We start from the raw sequence: 15,169 nt of genomic DNA, 5'->3' as shown, positions 1-15,169 counted from the left end.
GAACTCAGGGCCGAATGCGTCGGTATACTCTCGCAACGTGGCGGGGTCGTCGCGGTTAGGGTCGACAGACACAAACAGTACTCGCAAGTCGTTTTGGGCTTCTTCCCCCAATTCCTGCGAAATCGCTGCCAGATTCGCCAGGGTGGTGGGGCAAATATGCGGGCAATGAGTAAATCCGAAGAAGAGCAGGGTGACATCACCGGCATAGTCGGCTTCAGTGACCGAGCGGGCTTCTTCATCGACTAGCTCGAACTCCAATGGTGGCATAAGCTCGGAAATATCCTTGGTTTGCCAGCTTGGGTCAGAACAGCCGACCAGCCATAGCATCCCTGACAACAGCGCGGTTTTGCATCCTGTCTTATACATAGCGTTACCCATAGCGATACATGGACGAACGTTTACCAAGCAAACGACCGATAATGATCAACACCGCCAGCACACTCATCATGGTCGCTGGGATCCAGGTGATCAGGCCGCCGAGCCGCTGGTCCGTTAATGGTGCCAGTGGCCAGGCACGGCCACAAACGGCATACACGTCAAACAGCACGTTATGGCTGAAGGTGAGGTAGGCGCCCAGCAACATCTGGGGCGGCACCACGGCAAGCAACAGGGTAATGCGTACGCCATAGCTGAGCCCGCCACTTGCGGGCGACCGGGAATCGAGTATTAACCACCAGAAGAGTAGCCCATCAACCAGCATGCTCCAGTTCATCAACTGGTAGAGACGATGACTCAGCATCGCGTCGAAATGAACCTGGGGAATTAACCAGAAGTAAATCAGGCCCACGAACAGCAGTGGAGCGATTACCGGTTGCTGCAAAAGCCGATAACCGGGCTTGAGCATCTGCGCAGCGAAAGTAACCGTTGGCAAATTTCTCACCCGATGCGGTATACCTGCGGTCAGTATTGCCAGCGGGGCCGACAAGGCGATTAGAAATGGCGCTAAATGATGCAGCACTAGATGCTGGCCGCGGTGGACGAAAAACATGTACTGCGCTAAATAATCGAAATGTGTCTGAGACACCGTATAAATAGCCACGATACCCAAGAAAAAGGCGAAAGGGCGCCAGAATCCTTCATGCAGACCACAGTGCCGCCGATGAAGCAGGCCGCGGACATAGAGACCTGCGCCAGCCAGGCAGGCGAGAGTCCAGCTAGGGGAGAATTCCCAAGGCAGCAGAAAAGCAAGGCTACTGTCGAACTCCCCCATTACACCTCCTAAATAGCAGTACAGTGGTAAGGATAGACACTACAGAAAAACTTTCCCGATCAGCTACCTGTATCTGGCTGCGCATGCCGCAGCTTGGCCGCACTCGGGTGAGAAGCCGTAACTGTTATGGCCCAGCATTAACTTGGGGCTGCTATTACTGAGCTGTATCACCATGGATGCCGCTGGCCCATGGGTCAATCGCGGTAACAAACGGTGGTTGGCGATAGGCGTCACTTTTCCCAATGCCGAACGAGGGCGTCTAGCGATGTATGGTTATGCCTGTATTGCCTGCCATCGGATTCCAGGGTTAGTTGGGCCACAAGCCGATGTTGGTCCACCTTTGGCGGGAATGGGAGAGCGCCGCTACATCGCAGGGGTGCTTTCCAATAACAACGATAATATGGTGCGTTGGCTTCGTCATCCCACCCAAGTGGACCCTCTTACTGCGATGCCAGACCTGGAGGTCACGGAGCAGGACGCCAGGGATATAGCGGCGTATCTTGAAACGCTCACTGAATAGGCTTAAAAAATTACGCCGCCCTTTAAGGGTGTAATCGGGCGGCGAGGTGGGAAAGCAACGGCTTGTGAGCCTGGCTATTAGCTTTTAAATATCAGTTTTTAAATATCAGCTTTTAAATTCATACGTTGTCTCGGGGAATCACACTTTCCCAGTTTTTAGAAAACACGCGATGCTCATTTTCGTAAGCATCCAACTGGGCATGGACAATGAAATTTTCCGTCGTGCAGCTTAGCGTGGTCCTTGTGTACACTTCGGTATTCCAGTCGCCTCTCTTAAAGCAGGATTCTGTGAATGTTTCACCTCGGGCGGAAGTGAAATCATCATCAACGGTGCGGTAATACTCGCTGGCGCTGCGATGTATTTCGGTACCTATATCATTAATACGAAAACGGCCCTGGTTGTTAATCACTTCAAGCGTGGACGCTTTGCTTGCCAGGTCGCGATGCAACAGCCAGTTATGTTCGCTAGGTTCCAATAGCTTGGTATCAAGCGCAGGTGCCGATTGTGGTGTATCAAAAGGCGAAAGATCGGCATCGTTCGTTTGTGGCTCCCTAACGGGAAGCGTTAGCTGACAGTTTTCCAAATGAACAGTGACCTTGGCAGGCTCAGGCGGCAGCCATGCGAGTGGCCAATAAGAGGTGGAGACAGACACCCTTACTTGGTGACCCGCTGGAAATTGCTGAGCGATACCGTTTAGCGGAATGGAAACACGGTAGCGCCGATGCGGCTCAAGAGGTTCTGGGTGTGAGTCGCCATCCCTGTGGGTAAGGTTCAGTAACCCATAGGAAACTCGTGTTGCCTTGCCGTCAGGGGCTACGTCTGAAAGGCGAACTGCCAACATTGCCTGGGGCTTGTCACTTGATACCTCTAACGCTAGTTCAGGCATACCGAAGATACAGAGGGGCTCGATTAAGCTTGGGCTGCTAAAAATAAGCGAGCCGCCATCCTCTTCTCGTTGGTCGCCAGGAAGGTCCGGGGTGGCTGAATAAGAGCACCATTTGCCCGCTTCCAGCCCCACGCTAAGCGGTGACTGTAATTCCATTGAAGCGTATTCATGAGCGTCACTAAGCGCTTGCTGGCTTTGGGATTCAGCGATTAACTGGTACGGCAATAAAGCGTAACTGCGCTCTTGGATATTATTACTTGGCCATTGGCGCTCGCCTATCCAGCGGCCAGGCCTATCATCATAAGAGTTATCGGGAGGCACGCTATCCTGTTGCCAGGCACGTAGCATCGGTTCATCCATGATCCCGTTTGACTCATCTTTCAACCAATAATCCCACCAGCGCAAGGCTTCTTGTAAAAAGCCTATTGCTGGCCCTGGCAGCCCTTGGTGCGGATATTTATGGCCCCAAGGGCCAATAAGCCCCTTACGTGGCACCTCAAGGTGTTCCATTAACCTAAAGACGGTATTGGTAAAGCCATCGGCCCACCCGCCGATTGCGTAAACCGGACACTGGATAGCGGAGTAATATTCACACACCGAGCTGGTTGACCAATAAGCGTCGCGACGTTGATGCCTAAGCCACTGATCAATCCATAACCCACTTTTCTCCATGCGCTCAAACCACATGTCGCGCCAGTCAGCGCCGACAATCTCTGGGTCAGGTGGCAACGCATTAAAAGCAAACATGACGGTTGCTTCGGATAAGTTATCGCCCAGCAAGCAGCCGCCCATATAGTGCATATTGTCCGCGTAAAGATCGTCGCTGGCGCAAAGGCTGATAATGGCTTTAAGCGCGGCGGGCTGTTTGGCCGCCACTTGCAAGCTATTAAAGCCGCCCCACGAGATGCCCATCATGCCTACTTTGCCGTTGCACCACGCCTGCTTGGCGATCCATTCAATAGCATCAACGGCGTCTTGTTGCTCCTGCTGAGTATATTCATCTGTCAGCACGCCATCTGAATCGCCACTGCCGCGCATATCAACACGTACACAAACATAGCCATTGCCTGCTAAATAAGCATGGTTGGTCGCGTCTCTTGCGCGTGTGATATCCCGCTTTCGGTAAGGAATATATTCCATGATGGCCGGTAGCGGTGAAGTATCCGCTTTCTCGGGCAGCCAAATGCGGGCGGCTAATCTTTTTCCGTCCCGCATGGGTATGAATACATTCTCGATTTCACGGACTGAATAAGGGAATGATTCTACTATTTGCATGATCGCCTCTTATTTGCTCATTCGTCTACGTGCTCGATGTCAAATTTGAGAGCTTTCAAGCAGTACTCAAACTGCTCCTCAATTTGGTCGTGATTGTCGGCGGCCAAATAAAGCGTGCCTAACCGATAACAAAAGTTGTCTTGATGCATTAAGTCGCTTAAGCGTTGACCAGTTTCGACATCAATTTTCACTTCTGTGTGCGGGTAGAGCGATTTGATCTCGTTAATCTCTACATCGCTGGGGATTTTTCTAACAATGCCATCCTTATGTTCATAGGGAATAAAACACTTGGCAGCGACAGGTGCTACGCCCTGGCGATTAAGCAGAGAGGGGCGATTGCCCAAGGCAATATCAACAGCGACTTCGTGGTTCGACATACCATCGACCATCACGAATATCTCGCTATGCGACTGTGAAATGCGCGTATTGAATTCTACTAACCAGAGCTTATCTTCTGCCTCATTCCACATAAATTCAGCGTTGAAACACCCATTGTTGTAACCGATGTGTTCAAGGAATTTTCTTGAAGACTCGATCATTTTATGATGCACATGCTCAGGCAAATTGCTTGGATACTCTAAGCGGTCAAACAGCGTTTCTGTCAGTTTGGATTTTGGCTGTGAAATAATGCCATGCACATTGAATTCACCTTGAAACATGGTGCCTTCAGGCGCGCCTTGTACACCACTGATGATTTCCTCTGCGATACATGCATTGCCACCTAATTGTTTGATTTCTTCCGGGGTATCAGCGTATTCCAGCGCCTCATTAAATGGATCGCCTAGCTGGTTAATATTTTCTCTTATCTCTTCTATCGCTGCTTCAAACTGCTCGAAATTCTCAATTTTAAAGCCGAGGTGAGAGGAGAAAGCTTTTACAGGCTTAATCCAAAAGGGATAGTTTAAGGTGACTTGGTCAAATGGCGATTCTGCGAAGGGGTCAACACCGCAAAAGCGAGGCACTACTTCTGGAATAACTTTTTGCTGCTCTATTCGGCTCCAGAGTTTATGCTCGCACTTTAAAACACTGGTCACAGAAGGTGAGGGAATTCCATGCTCTTTGCATAGAATGGGTACTAAAACACTGGTAGGAAAGTCCCATTGTGCAATAATGGCATCTACAGTGCCTGGAAAACTAGCAAGTTGCTCTCTTGCGGCTTCCAGTACTTTATTAAACGAGAATTGTTTTGCTTCAACCGCTGTATCGACCGTGAGCAGACTGTGTATTTCCAGCTGTTTGGACTCACGCAGTGTTTCAAGCATGGCTTTCTGCTTGTCTTCTAAGGCTACTATAAAAATATTCCTTTTCATGATGGCATCCTTGAAAGTTAAAAGTAGCAATAAAATAATGATCTAACTAAGCACTAATTCGTTATAAAGAGTGCATGACGCAATGATAGAGCTTCAAGATCATTTCTTTCAGTATCAATAACATATGTTATAACTGGCTCGGCTGTTTTTATATTTAATAAACATCAATGCTTACTTATACCCGCAATCCCTAACCCTATATTACCATTTTATTTAGCGTGCTAATATTTTTGCATGTTGCTACTTGATTTATGTTAATAAATGACTCTAAAAAATGTTGGTTTAGCTTGAGGAAGCGTGAGATGTTAACTATTATTCTACCTCTCAATTAACTCTTTATATGTACGTGGATTGTAAGATTTTTCTTTGTAAATCAAGTTTTGTCTAACTACAAGGGAGTGTAGAGAAGATGAGCAATGCAATTGATATGCACAGTGAAATTTTTAAAGGGAGCGATCATTATGCTCAGTTGCCCAGCGTGACAGGCTTGCAAGCCAAGGACATCAACCTTGGTAATATACTCAGCCATTATGCAGAGATTGGGACTGACTCTATAGATCTTTTGTCGAGTGCTAATGTTAAAAGTATGGAGTTGAAAAGAAGCCAAAAGCTATACTCTTTGTGCCAGGGAAGGGCAGAAATATTTGTTGTAAAACAAGGCTGGGTAAGCTTGTGCCATACTTTTAAAAGTCATGGACAAGATATATGTAACGTCTACATGCCGGGCGATATTGTTGGCTTGCGAGAAAGTTTTTTCGATAATCATGATATTACGATACTGGGGTTGCAGAACTGTCAGTTAGATAAAGTTTCTGTTAACGAGGTGCATGATTTATTTAAAGAAAATACAGATATAAGAAGAGCTGTCGTGTCTTATATCATGGTGAATGACAATATTACTATTGAAAGGCTTAGAAGTTGTACTCACCATAAGGCTGAAGAGCGCGTTGCGCATTTTTTACTTGAAATATATGCAAGGTATAATTTTAAAAAACTGATTGATTCAAATGTATTTTCTTTTCCTATTACTCAAGAGGTAGTAGGTGAGCTGTTAGGTATTACCAGCGTTCATGTTAGCAGATGCATGACTTCTTTAGAGCAAAAAAAGTTGATTAGGAAGAGTAGGAATAGTATTAAGCTATTAGAGCCAGAGTTGTTGGCAGAGTATACTGGTTTCGATGAAAACATTATTTACGGGCATCTCCGCTTGTTTTGAATTTGTTTGTTTTAAATAAGTGGAATAATATGATAAAGAATTATTATGAATTGGTGATGGCGTTTGTTGAAATAGGCACTTTTTTAATCTGGGTGGTTTTTGCCCAGCTATTTTTTCTAACGTTTAAGCGCCAGCGGCGTGCTCGTTTTATTATTCATACGGAAGGCTACGATTGTAGCAGTATGAAGCTTGCATTTACGAATATGGCGGCTGAGCCTGTTTATGTAAGAAATGTTTTCTTTAGTATTGATTGCGGTGAAAATAAGAAAGTTTACAACCTTGACGACTTACATGGAGAAGGGCTTTTTAAAAAAGAAGTTGATGGTAGCGATAAGTGGGAATATCAAGGCACTATTCTTCCTGGAAACTGTGTCAAGTTAGAGGTGGGTGGAATATTTTATCCTTGCCTTTCAAAGAAGGAAGAGGAAACTCAACAAGACGTCATTCAAATTGAGCCGGGTGACATCGTTAATATATTCGTTGTCTTTTTTCATGGAGCAGATAAGAGGCTATTAGGTGCTTCTCGGCATTTTAAGTTTTTTAAATCGTCAGCAGGCGATTTTTTTAACCCGTTAAGTTGGAATACAACCTCTTGGTCTACTGTTCATGAGCGGAAAAAGCTAATGCGAACTTTAAAGCAGGAGAGAGAAGATTACCCAGGGTTTAGCTAACGTAGAAGGTTTAACTATCGCAGATAAGCGCATATAAAGGAAGCTTCAATTTTTTTCACATAACACACGTTATGAAAAGCGTTATTAACCCTTGCATGCTGATTTTGTTTGTCTACGCTATCCCCAGCAACATCATTCGATCTGAAACCTAATCATACAAGGAGTGGATTAGATGACAGTCAAAAGCACACCGCTAAATGCGGTAAACGCCCATAAGCAATATAGTGAAATGGCCGATACCCCTAGTGTTCAGCGTACACAGGTTCAAAGTGAACAGGTTCAAAGCGAACAGGTACAGGATGCCTACCCGTCGCGTTTAACCACTACACCTGAGAGAACCTGGCTGCCGCGACAAGATGCGGTCGTGAAAGGTCGTCAGCTTTCTGGCCCCTTAAGCCAGGCGCAGCTTGATGAGTTCGAGCGCAAAGGGTTTCTGTTTATTCCCAACCTCATTGAAGGCGCGGAGCTTGATGAGCTGCGTCAAGAAATGACGGCGCTGATGAGTAACGATGAGTACCGCAATAAAGAATTCAGCGTGACAGAGCCAGAAAGCCAGGAAATCCGCTCACTCTTTGCGGTGCATTTCCTCTCTGAACGCTTGGGTGAACTGGCCAGCGACGAACGGGTAGCGGGCGCTGCGCGTCAAATTATTGGCGACGACCCCTATGTGCATCAGTCGCGGATCAATTATAAGCCGGGGTTTGCCGGTAAGGGTTTTAACTGGCACTCCGATTTTGAAACCTGGCACGCGGAAGATGGCATGCCAGCGATGCACGCGGTGAGTGCGTCGCTGATCTTGACCGACAACCATGAGTTCAACGGGCCGTTAATGCTGATTCCCGGTTCACACAACAAGTTTGTGCCGTGCCTGGGGGAAACGCCGGAGGATAACCACAAAAGCTCGCTGAAAGCGCAGGAAGTGGGCGTGCCAAGCCCTGAAGCGCTAACCGAGCTAGTGGCTGAACACGGTATTGAAGCGCCGAAGGGTAAAGCGGGCGGTTTGCTGCTGTTCGATTGCAATACGCTACATGCGTCGAATGCCAACCTTTCGCCTGACCCACGTAGCAACGTGTTCTTTGTTTTTAATCGTCGCGATAACCGTTGTGAGGCGCCCTATGCAGCAGCTAAGCAGCGCCCTGACTTCTTGGCTCACAGCCTTGACCAGCAGGCGCAGCAGTATCGCTAACGAGTGGTGGGGGAACAAATTGATGGCTGAAGGTTGTGGAACCTTCGTCTAGGTGGGGTAAACTGTTGCGCCTGTCGTTGCGAATGCGGCACGCATAATGAGAAGGAGAATACCCGCCATGCGTTTTGTTCTACAGTTCACCGATGGCCAGGAGTTTCCCCACGCGTTGGGCAAAGTTGTCTGCATCGGCCGCAATTATGCCGACCATGCGAAAGAGTTGGATAATCCAGTTCCTACAGAGCCGTTGCTATTTATTAAACCAGCTACCAGCGTCGTGGATCTAAGCAAGCCCTTAGATCCGCCGTTTTCACGGGGCGATGTTCATTATGAAGCAGAGCTTGCTCTGTTAGTGGGCGAAACTTTAACCCATGCCACGATGGATGAAGCCGAGCGGGCGATTGTCGGTATCGGCTTGGCGATGGATTTAACCTTACGTGATGTGCAGACGACGCTTAAAGAGAAGGGCCATCCTTGGGAAATCGCCAAAGCCTTTGATGGCGCCTGCCCGCTTTCGTCGTTTTTACCTTTAAGTCGGGTACCCAATTGGAATGCGCTGGCTTTCACGCTGGAGATTGATGGTGAAGAGCGCCAGCACGGCGAGGGGGCTGATATGATTTTTGCTATCCCGTCCCTGGTGGCCGAAATGAGCCGCCACTTTACCCTCGAACCGGGTGATGTCATTTTGACCGGTACGCCCTCAGGCGTTGGAAAACTCGTTCGCGGCTCGTCACTGCGCTTAACCTTGACCGGTGGTTTGGAAATTGAAACCAGCGTAGTCGAGTAGTTAAACAAGTGGCGAGACCATTGAGGTATATGTTGAGTACGCCATTACCAAGGTTATTGTAAATTGTGACGATCAAAGAAAACGCCACCCCGCAAATTCAGGGTGGCGTTTCTTATTTTAGCCGACAAAAACGTTCGCAGCCAATGTTCGCTATAGGGCCAAGTGGCTCAAACCGCGTTACTCAAGATACGTGTAGCCTTCTAGCCCTTCGCTCAAGCTTGCCGCAAAGCGGGCTTGTTCATCCGCCGTAAAGCCGCTGGCGGCTAGCTGGTCGGTGAGCTTTTGCTTAAGGACGTTGGCATTGAAGTTGACGTAGGCGAGCACTTGGGCCACTGAATCCCCCGCCAGCGGGTTGGAAAGTGTCCACTCGCCATCGGCATTAAGCGCGGCATCGACAGAGTCGGTATCGCCGAACAGGTTGTGCAGATCGCCAAGAATCTCCTGATAGGCGCCTACCAAAAAGAAGCCTAACCAGCGCTCGTCATCAGATGCCCACTCGGGCAGTGGCAGGGTGCTCTCTACGCCCTGGCCATCGACGTAGCTGTCGATGCGGCCATCGGAGTCGCAGGTAATATCTTGAATCACTGCTCGGCGCGTTGGCGCTTGATCCAGTCCGCTAAGGGGCAGCACCGGGAATATCTGCTCGATGCCCCACACGTCAGGCACCGATTGGAACAGCGAGAAGTTGACGAACAGCTTGTCGGCCAGCTTCTCCGCTAGCTCGTCCATAATTTCACGGTGGGCGCGGTTGCGGGTGTCAAGCTGGGTACGCAGCCGTGCGCAGGCAGCCATGTAGACACGTTCGCCTTCCGCGCGGGCGGTAATGTCACTCAGGCCCATCACAAAACGATCCTGCAGTTCGCTTACTGCCTGAAGCAGGTCGTGCCAGGCTTCCACTAGCATGCGTGGCTCTTGGTGCGTTGCCAACTGCTCAAATACCCGCCAGAGAAGCTCTACTTGGGCATCTTCCTGGCTCTCTTCTTGGCCCTCTCCTAGGGAATAGCGATCAGGCGGCGTGTCATCAATACGCTCTTCGCCAATCACGTTGGTGATCAGCACCGCGTGGTGGGCGGTTAGCGCACGGCCGGATTCACTGATGAGATGGGGCTGGGGCAGGTCGGCCTCTTGGCATAGCTGGGCAAAGGCATTAACGACGTTGCGCGCGTATTCGCGCATCGAGTAGTTGGCCGAGCAGAAGCTGCGCGAGCGGGTGCCTTCGTAGTCAATTCCTAAGCCGCCGCCTACGTCCATGGTATCGATGGGCGCGCCCAGCTGCATCAGGTTTTGATAGAAGCGGGCACACTCGCGCAGACCACGCTGAATATCGCGAATATTGGCGATCTGGGAGCCCAAGTGGAAGTGCACCAACTGCAAACTTTCCAGCGCGTCCTCACGACGAAGGGTGTCTACCACCTCGAGAATTTGGCTGGCGGTCAGCCCGAACTTGGATTTTTCACCGCCGGTATTCTGCCATTTACCTTTGCCCACCGAGGCAAGGCGGGCGCGCAGGCCAATACGCGGGGTAACGTCGAGCTCGCGGGCCTCTTCCAGGATCATCTGCAGCTCGGAGAGCTTCTCGACCACCAAATAGACCTTATGGCCGAGTTTCTCTCCTAGCAGCGCCAGGCGCACATACTCGCGGTCTTTGTAGCCATTACAAACAATCAGCGAGGAGCCGCCATCGGAAAGCGCCAGCACCGCCAGTAGTTCCGGTTTGCTGCCCGCTTCCAGCCCCACGCGGCCACTCCCGCGCTCGGCGGTGGCCAGAATCTCTTCCACTACGCGGCGCTGCTGGTTCACTTTGATGGGGTAAACGGCGGTGTAACCACCTTGATAGTCGCAATCACTCATGGCGGCATCAAAGGCGCCGCACAGCTGTTCGACCCGGTCATGGAGAATATCGCTAAAGCGAACCAGCACCGGGAGGCGTAGCCCAGCGCTTTGTAGTTGACGCACCAGCCCACTCAGCGGCAGCGCCGGGCCTTCTGCATCGCTACCCAGCGGGCGGACCAGGGCTTGGCCGTGGTCATCGACATCAAAGTAGCCGCTGCCCCATTGATCGATATTCCAGGTGCGCCGAGCGCGCAGCGCAGGGCTAGTTGTGGCCGTCACACTCATGCAGTTACCTCAGGCAGCGGCAGCGCACCTTGGGCGATGCGCGCCGTTAAAATAGTACGGAAACGCTCCGGGTCGTGGGGCGTTAAATCATGCGCTGGCGGGTCAACGTAAACCACCAGCAGGCGCGATAACCAATAACGCAGCGCTGTCATGCGCAGCATGGTGGGCCATAGCTCGCGCTCATCCGTCGTTAATGGTCGGCGTGCCAGATAGGCGCTCAATAGCGTGCCGTAGCGCTCTGCGTTAAGCGTGCCGTCGTCGTTGGAAGCCCAGTCGTTGATCACAATCGCCAAGTCGAACAGCAGGTCGCCGGTGCAACCGTTATAAAAGTCGATAATACCGCCCAACTGATCACCCTCAAAGAGGGTATTGTCGCGGAAAAGGTCTCCGTGCAGAGCACCTTGCGGCAGTTCATCGTGCTGAATAAAGGCGCCCTCAAAATCGTCGACTTGATCCTTCATCAAGGTTTGGTCTGCCGGGCTTAAATAGCTCAGCACCTTGTGGTGCATTACATGCAGCCAGTTGAGATCCCGCGGGTTCGGGCGGTGGCCGGGAAAGCGTTTTGAGACCACATGCAGGCGGCCCAGGGTATCGCCCAGGGCGTGGCACTGAGCCAGGTTGGGCGCTTCCGGATGACGACCGGGCAGGCGCGGAAACAACAGCGCCGGTTTGCCTTCCAGGCTATGCAGGGCAACGCCTTCGCGGTCATGAATCGTGCCGGGCACCGGCAGACGGTGCTCGTCTAAATAGTCCAGCAGTTCCACAAAGAACGGCAGCTCTGCATGCTCGCCCTGTTCGAACAGGGTCAAAACCAGCTCGCGACGGTCAGTGGTCACAAAAAATGTCGAATTTTCTGTGCCGCCCGCCACTCCCTGCAGGGAAACGAAGCTGCCAACATCAAATTTTTCTAAGAACGCGGCGACCTGTGCGTCGCTAAGCGGGGTGAATACAGCCATGAATGTCTCGCCCAGGTTGCTAAGCCCATTATTGTAGCGGCTTGGTAGCCCAGTTGGCAGCGTTGTTGTCACTGTAAATGTGGCAGCGCCAGTTTGGCCCTGCAGTCAGCCCGCGCAACGCGTATTATGTGAACAACTATTTTCAGTACTCTTTTCGACACACTCTTCAGCACTTTTTCAACAATGGAACTTGGTTATGGCTCGCGCTCCGATCGTTCTCGTCGATGGCTCCTCTTACCTTTATCGTGCGTTTCACGCGCTGCCGCCGCTTACGACCTCTAATGGTCAGCCTACCGGCGCGGTGAAGGGCGTGTTGAACATGCTCAAACGGCTGATCAAGGATTACCCGCAAAGCCCGATGGCGGTGGTATTCGATGCCCCGGGAAAAACCTTCCGCGATGACATGTACAGCGACTACAAAGCGCATCGCCCGCCGATGCCGGATGACCTGCGTAGTCAGATAGCACCGCTGCACGCCTGTGTTAAGGCGCTGGGCCTGCCGCTGCTATGCGTTGAAGGCGTCGAGGCAGACGATGTGATTGGCACCCTGGCGCATCACGCGACCCAGGCAGGGCGCGATGCGGTGATCTCTACTGGCGATAAGGACATGGCGCAACTGGTCAATGCCCACATCACGCTGGTCAACACCATGAAGAATGAAACGCTTGACGAAGCAGGTGTGGAGGAAAAATTCGGCCTGCCGCCTGCGCTGATAATCGATTTTCTCGCCTTGACGGGCGACAAGGTCGATAACATACCCGGCGTACCCGGCGTGGGTGAAAAGACCGCCATTGGACTGCTGCAAGGGATGGGCGGCGGGCTGGATACTATTTATAGCGATTTAGAGCGGGTAAAAACGCTCACCTTCCGCGGGGCGAAAACCTTGCCCAAGAAGCTTGAAGAGCATCGCGATCAGGCGTTTCTCTCCTATCGGCTGGCGACCATCAAGATAGACTGCGATCTGCCGGTGGGCCTGGATGACCTGGATATCGCTCATCCAGACCGCGAAGCGCTAGTGACGCTGTATAAAGAGATGGAGTTCCGTCAGTGGTTGGGTGAACTGCTGGAAGGCAAAGACGAAGGCGTCGATGACGTTAAAGGCGGCGAGCCTGCGCCCGCCAGCGCTGACGTGGCAGAGAGCGATGCCGAGGGTTCGAGCGCCGTTGCTAAAGGGGCTGCTCGCGAAGATCACGTCATTCTCGAACAAGCGGAATTTGAGCGCTGGCTAGAACGGCTACATGGTGCCGAGCGCTTCTGCTTCGACCTTGAAACCACCAGCCTCAACTACATGGATGCGGAAATTGTCGGCATCGGCGTGTCGCTGGAAGCGGGGGAGGCTGCTTATATTCCGGTTGCCCACGATTACCTGGATGCGCCCCAGCAGCTTGACCGTAAAGCGGTGCTAGCCGCGCTAAAACCACTGTTGGAAGAGCCAACCAAAACCAAGATTGGTCAAAACCTCAAGTACGATATTTCGGTGCTGGCGAACTATGAGATCGCTGTCGTCGGCCCGTTTGCCGACACCATGCTGGCATCCTATGTGCTCAACTCCACCGCCACGCGCCATGATATGGATTCGCTGGCGCTGAAGTATCTGGGCGAAAAGACCATCTCCTTTGAAGACATCGCCGGCAAAGGCGCCAAGCAACTGACGTTTAATCAGATTGCCTTGGAACAAGCCGTGCCTTACGCCTGCGAAGATGTCGATATCACCCTACGACTGCAACAAACGCTGCGCCCTCAGGTCGAAAACGAAGGGCGCTTGGCGGAAGTGCTGGATCATATCGAGCTGCCGTTGATCAAGGTGCTTTCGCGCATCGAGCGTAACGGTGTGGCCGTGGACGCCGAGCGCCTTCACGAACAGAGCCAGCAGCTGGATCAGCGTATTCGAGAACTGGAGCGCGAGGCATTTGAACTCGCCGGGCGTGAATTCAACCTGGGCTCGCCCAAGCAACTGGGGGAGATTCTGTTTGAAGAACAGAAGATTCCGGTGCTCAAGAAAACACCTAAAGGCGCGCCCTCCACCGCTGAAGGGGTGCTGGAAGAGCTGGCGCTGGATTACCCGCTGCCCAAGGTCATCATGCAACACCGTGGCCTTGCCAAGCTTAAATCCACCTACACCGATAAACTGCCACGGTTGCTCAATAAGGCCACTGGCCGGGTGCACACCAGCTACCACCAGGCGGTTACCGCCACCGGGCGGCTATCGTCATCAGACCCGAACCTGCAGAACATCCCTATTCGTACCGAAGAGGGACGCAAAATTCGTCAGGCGTTTATCGCCCGCCCCGGCTACCGCATTGTCGCCGCCGACTACTCGCAGATCGAGCTGCGCATCATGGCGCATCTTTCCGAAGATAAAGGCCTGCTGGAGGCGTTTGCCGAAGGGCGCGATATCCACACCGCTACCGCGGCGGAAGTCTTCGGTACCTCCCTTGAAAAAGTCTCCGGCGACCAGCGACGCAGCGCCAAGGCGATCAACTTTGGCTTGATTTACGGCATGAGCGCCTGGGGGCTGGCGCGCCAACTGCGTATCGAACGTAATCAGGCCCAGACCTACATCGATCGCTACTTTGATCGCTACCCTGGTGTGGCCCGCTACATGGAGCGCATCCGCTCCCAGGCAGCTGAAGATGGCTTTGTTGAAACCGTGCTAGGTCGGCGGCTTTACCTGCCGGAGATTCAGTCGCAGAACCGCAACCGTCGCCAAGGCGCCGAGCGCACCGCGATCAACGCGCCGATGCAGGGCACGGCTGCCGATATCATCAAGCAAGCGATGATCAACGTGGATGCGTGGCTGGAAGAGGGCGAGTTCGACGCACTGATGGTGATGCAGGTGCACGATGAACTGGTGTTTGAAGTGGCGGAGAAGCAGGTCGAGGCGTTTATCAAGCAGGTGCAAACACGCATGCAGGGCGCAGCTGCGCTAAAAGTGCCACTGATTGTCGAAGCGGAGAGCGGTGCCAACTGGGATGAAGCCCACTAACGCCCCAGTGTAACTATTGCCATAAACTAAAACCCCGCAGCCAGTGGCTAC

12 protein-coding genes are annotated in these 15,169 nt (G+C 51.9%); 6 read left to right on the top strand and 6 right to left on the bottom strand.

Annotation, left to right across the window (positions count from 1 at the left end; all coding sequences use genetic code 11):
- Together CXF87_RS17905 and CXF87_RS17900 are read right to left on the bottom strand one after the other, a co-directional pair.
- Positions 1 to 366 (bottom strand): SCO family protein (locus CXF87_RS17905; RefSeq protein WP_232774951.1); only part of this gene is annotated, 366 nt, incomplete at its 3' end.
- 4 nt (positions 367 to 370) lie between these two features.
- A complete protein-coding gene (locus tag CXF87_RS17900; protein ID WP_101147612.1) occupies positions 371 to 1,210 on the bottom strand; it encodes a cytochrome c oxidase assembly protein in 840 nt (279 codons plus the stop codon).
- Between the two features lie 172 nt (positions 1,211 to 1,382).
- On the opposite strand from CXF87_RS17900, the gene CXF87_RS17895 reads away from it, so the two are divergent.
- A complete protein-coding gene (locus CXF87_RS17895; RefSeq protein ID WP_101147611.1) occupies positions 1,383 to 1,730 on the top strand; it encodes a c-type cytochrome in 348 nt (115 codons plus the stop codon).
- A gap of 118 nt (positions 1,731 to 1,848) precedes the next feature.
- Here the strand turns inward: CXF87_RS17895 and CXF87_RS17890 are convergent, their stop codons facing one another.
- Entirely contained in the window at positions 1,849 to 3,891 is a 2,043-nt protein-coding gene (locus tag CXF87_RS17890; RefSeq protein WP_101147610.1) for a CocE/NonD family hydrolase, read from the bottom strand.
- Positions 3,892 to 3,908: 17 nt separating this feature from the next.
- A complete protein-coding gene (locus tag CXF87_RS17885; RefSeq protein ID WP_101147609.1) occupies positions 3,909 to 5,201 on the bottom strand; it encodes an ATP-grasp domain-containing protein in 1,293 nt (430 codons plus the stop codon).
- A gap of 409 nt (positions 5,202 to 5,610) precedes the next feature.
- Between CXF87_RS17885 and CXF87_RS17880 the strand changes: the two genes are divergently transcribed.
- The 4 genes from CXF87_RS17880 (at position 5,611) to CXF87_RS17865 (ending at position 9,058) form a co-directional block, all read left to right on the top strand.
- On the top strand, positions 5,611 to 6,417 hold the full coding sequence (locus CXF87_RS17880; RefSeq protein ID WP_101147608.1) for a Crp/Fnr family transcriptional regulator: 807 nt from the start codon (positions 5,611 to 5,613) through the stop codon (positions 6,415 to 6,417).
- Positions 6,418 to 6,473: 56 nt separating this feature from the next.
- Positions 6,474 to 7,088: a hypothetical protein gene (locus CXF87_RS17875; protein WP_157826563.1), complete on the top strand. Its 615-nt coding sequence runs from the start codon at positions 6,474 to 6,476 to the stop codon at positions 7,086 to 7,088.
- A 172-nt stretch (positions 7,089 to 7,260) separates the two neighbouring features.
- The gene (thpD, locus tag CXF87_RS17870; protein WP_101147606.1) at positions 7,261 to 8,274 is read left to right on the top strand and encodes an ectoine hydroxylase; all 1,014 of its coding nucleotides are present in this window, start codon (positions 7,261 to 7,263) and stop codon (positions 8,272 to 8,274) included.
- 118 nt (positions 8,275 to 8,392) lie between these two features.
- Complete coding sequence (locus CXF87_RS17865; protein ID WP_101147605.1) at positions 8,393 to 9,058, top strand: fumarylacetoacetate hydrolase family protein; 666 nt, start codon at positions 8,393 to 8,395, stop codon at positions 9,056 to 9,058.
- Between the two features lie 177 nt (positions 9,059 to 9,235).
- Here the strand turns inward: CXF87_RS17865 and speA are convergent, their stop codons facing one another.
- On the bottom strand, positions 9,236 to 11,176 hold the full coding sequence (gene speA, locus CXF87_RS17860; RefSeq protein ID WP_101147604.1) for a biosynthetic arginine decarboxylase: 1,941 nt from the start codon (positions 11,174 to 11,176) through the stop codon (positions 9,236 to 9,238).
- The gene (locus tag CXF87_RS17855) at positions 11,173 to 12,132 is read right to left on the bottom strand and encodes a homoserine kinase (protein WP_101147603.1); all 960 of its coding nucleotides are present in this window, start codon (positions 12,130 to 12,132) and stop codon (positions 11,173 to 11,175) included. Before CXF87_RS17855 ends, speA begins: the two co-directional genes overlap by 4 nt.
- Positions 12,133 to 12,328: 196 nt before the next feature.
- Here CXF87_RS17855 and polA point away from each other — a divergent pair, with 196 nt between their 5' ends.
- Positions 12,329 to 15,118 (top strand): DNA polymerase I, encoded by a 2,790-nt coding sequence (gene polA, locus CXF87_RS17850; RefSeq protein ID WP_101147602.1) that lies wholly within the window; start codon positions 12,329 to 12,331, stop codon positions 15,116 to 15,118.
- Positions 15,119 to 15,169 lie beyond the last annotated feature (51 nt).

The sequence above is a fragment of the Halomonas sp. MES3-P3E genome, from assembly GCF_002836035.1.
Taxonomy (GTDB): Bacteria; Pseudomonadota; Gammaproteobacteria; order Pseudomonadales; family Halomonadaceae; genus Vreelandella; species Vreelandella arctica.
This window is presented reverse-complemented; position numbering and strand designations above follow the sequence as displayed.

What these genes read in the sequence shown, in the direction of transcription:
- CXF87_RS17890 (WP_101147610.1), bottom strand. Translation starts at nt 3,891, where the DNA reads ATGCAAATAGTAGAATCATTCCCTTATTCAGTCCGTGAAATCGAGAAT.
- thpD (WP_101147606.1), top strand. Translation starts at nt 7,261, where the DNA reads ATGACAGTCAAAAGCACACCGCTAAATGCGGTAAACGCCCATAAGCAA.
- CXF87_RS17885 (WP_101147609.1), bottom strand. Translation starts at nt 5,201, where the DNA reads ATGAAAAGGAATATTTTTATAGTAGCCTTAGAAGACAAGCAGAAAGCC.
- CXF87_RS17900 (WP_101147612.1), bottom strand. Translation starts at nt 1,210, where the DNA reads ATGGGGGAGTTCGACAGTAGCCTTGCTTTTCTGCTGCCTTGGGAATTC.
- CXF87_RS17855 (WP_101147603.1), bottom strand. Translation starts at nt 12,132, where the DNA reads ATGGCTGTATTCACCCCGCTTAGCGACGCACAGGTCGCCGCGTTCTTA.
- speA (WP_101147604.1), bottom strand. Translation starts at nt 11,176, where the DNA reads ATGAGTGTGACGGCCACAACTAGCCCTGCGCTGCGCGCTCGGCGCACC.
- polA (WP_101147602.1), top strand. Translation starts at nt 12,329, where the DNA reads ATGGCTCGCGCTCCGATCGTTCTCGTCGATGGCTCCTCTTACCTTTAT.
- CXF87_RS17865 (WP_101147605.1), top strand. Translation starts at nt 8,393, where the DNA reads ATGCGTTTTGTTCTACAGTTCACCGATGGCCAGGAGTTTCCCCACGCG.
- CXF87_RS17875 (WP_157826563.1), top strand. Translation starts at nt 6,474, where the DNA reads ATGGCGTTTGTTGAAATAGGCACTTTTTTAATCTGGGTGGTTTTTGCC.
- CXF87_RS17895 (WP_101147611.1), top strand. Translation starts at nt 1,383, where the DNA reads ATGGATGCCGCTGGCCCATGGGTCAATCGCGGTAACAAACGGTGGTTG.
- CXF87_RS17880 (WP_101147608.1), top strand. Translation starts at nt 5,611, where the DNA reads ATGAGCAATGCAATTGATATGCACAGTGAAATTTTTAAAGGGAGCGAT.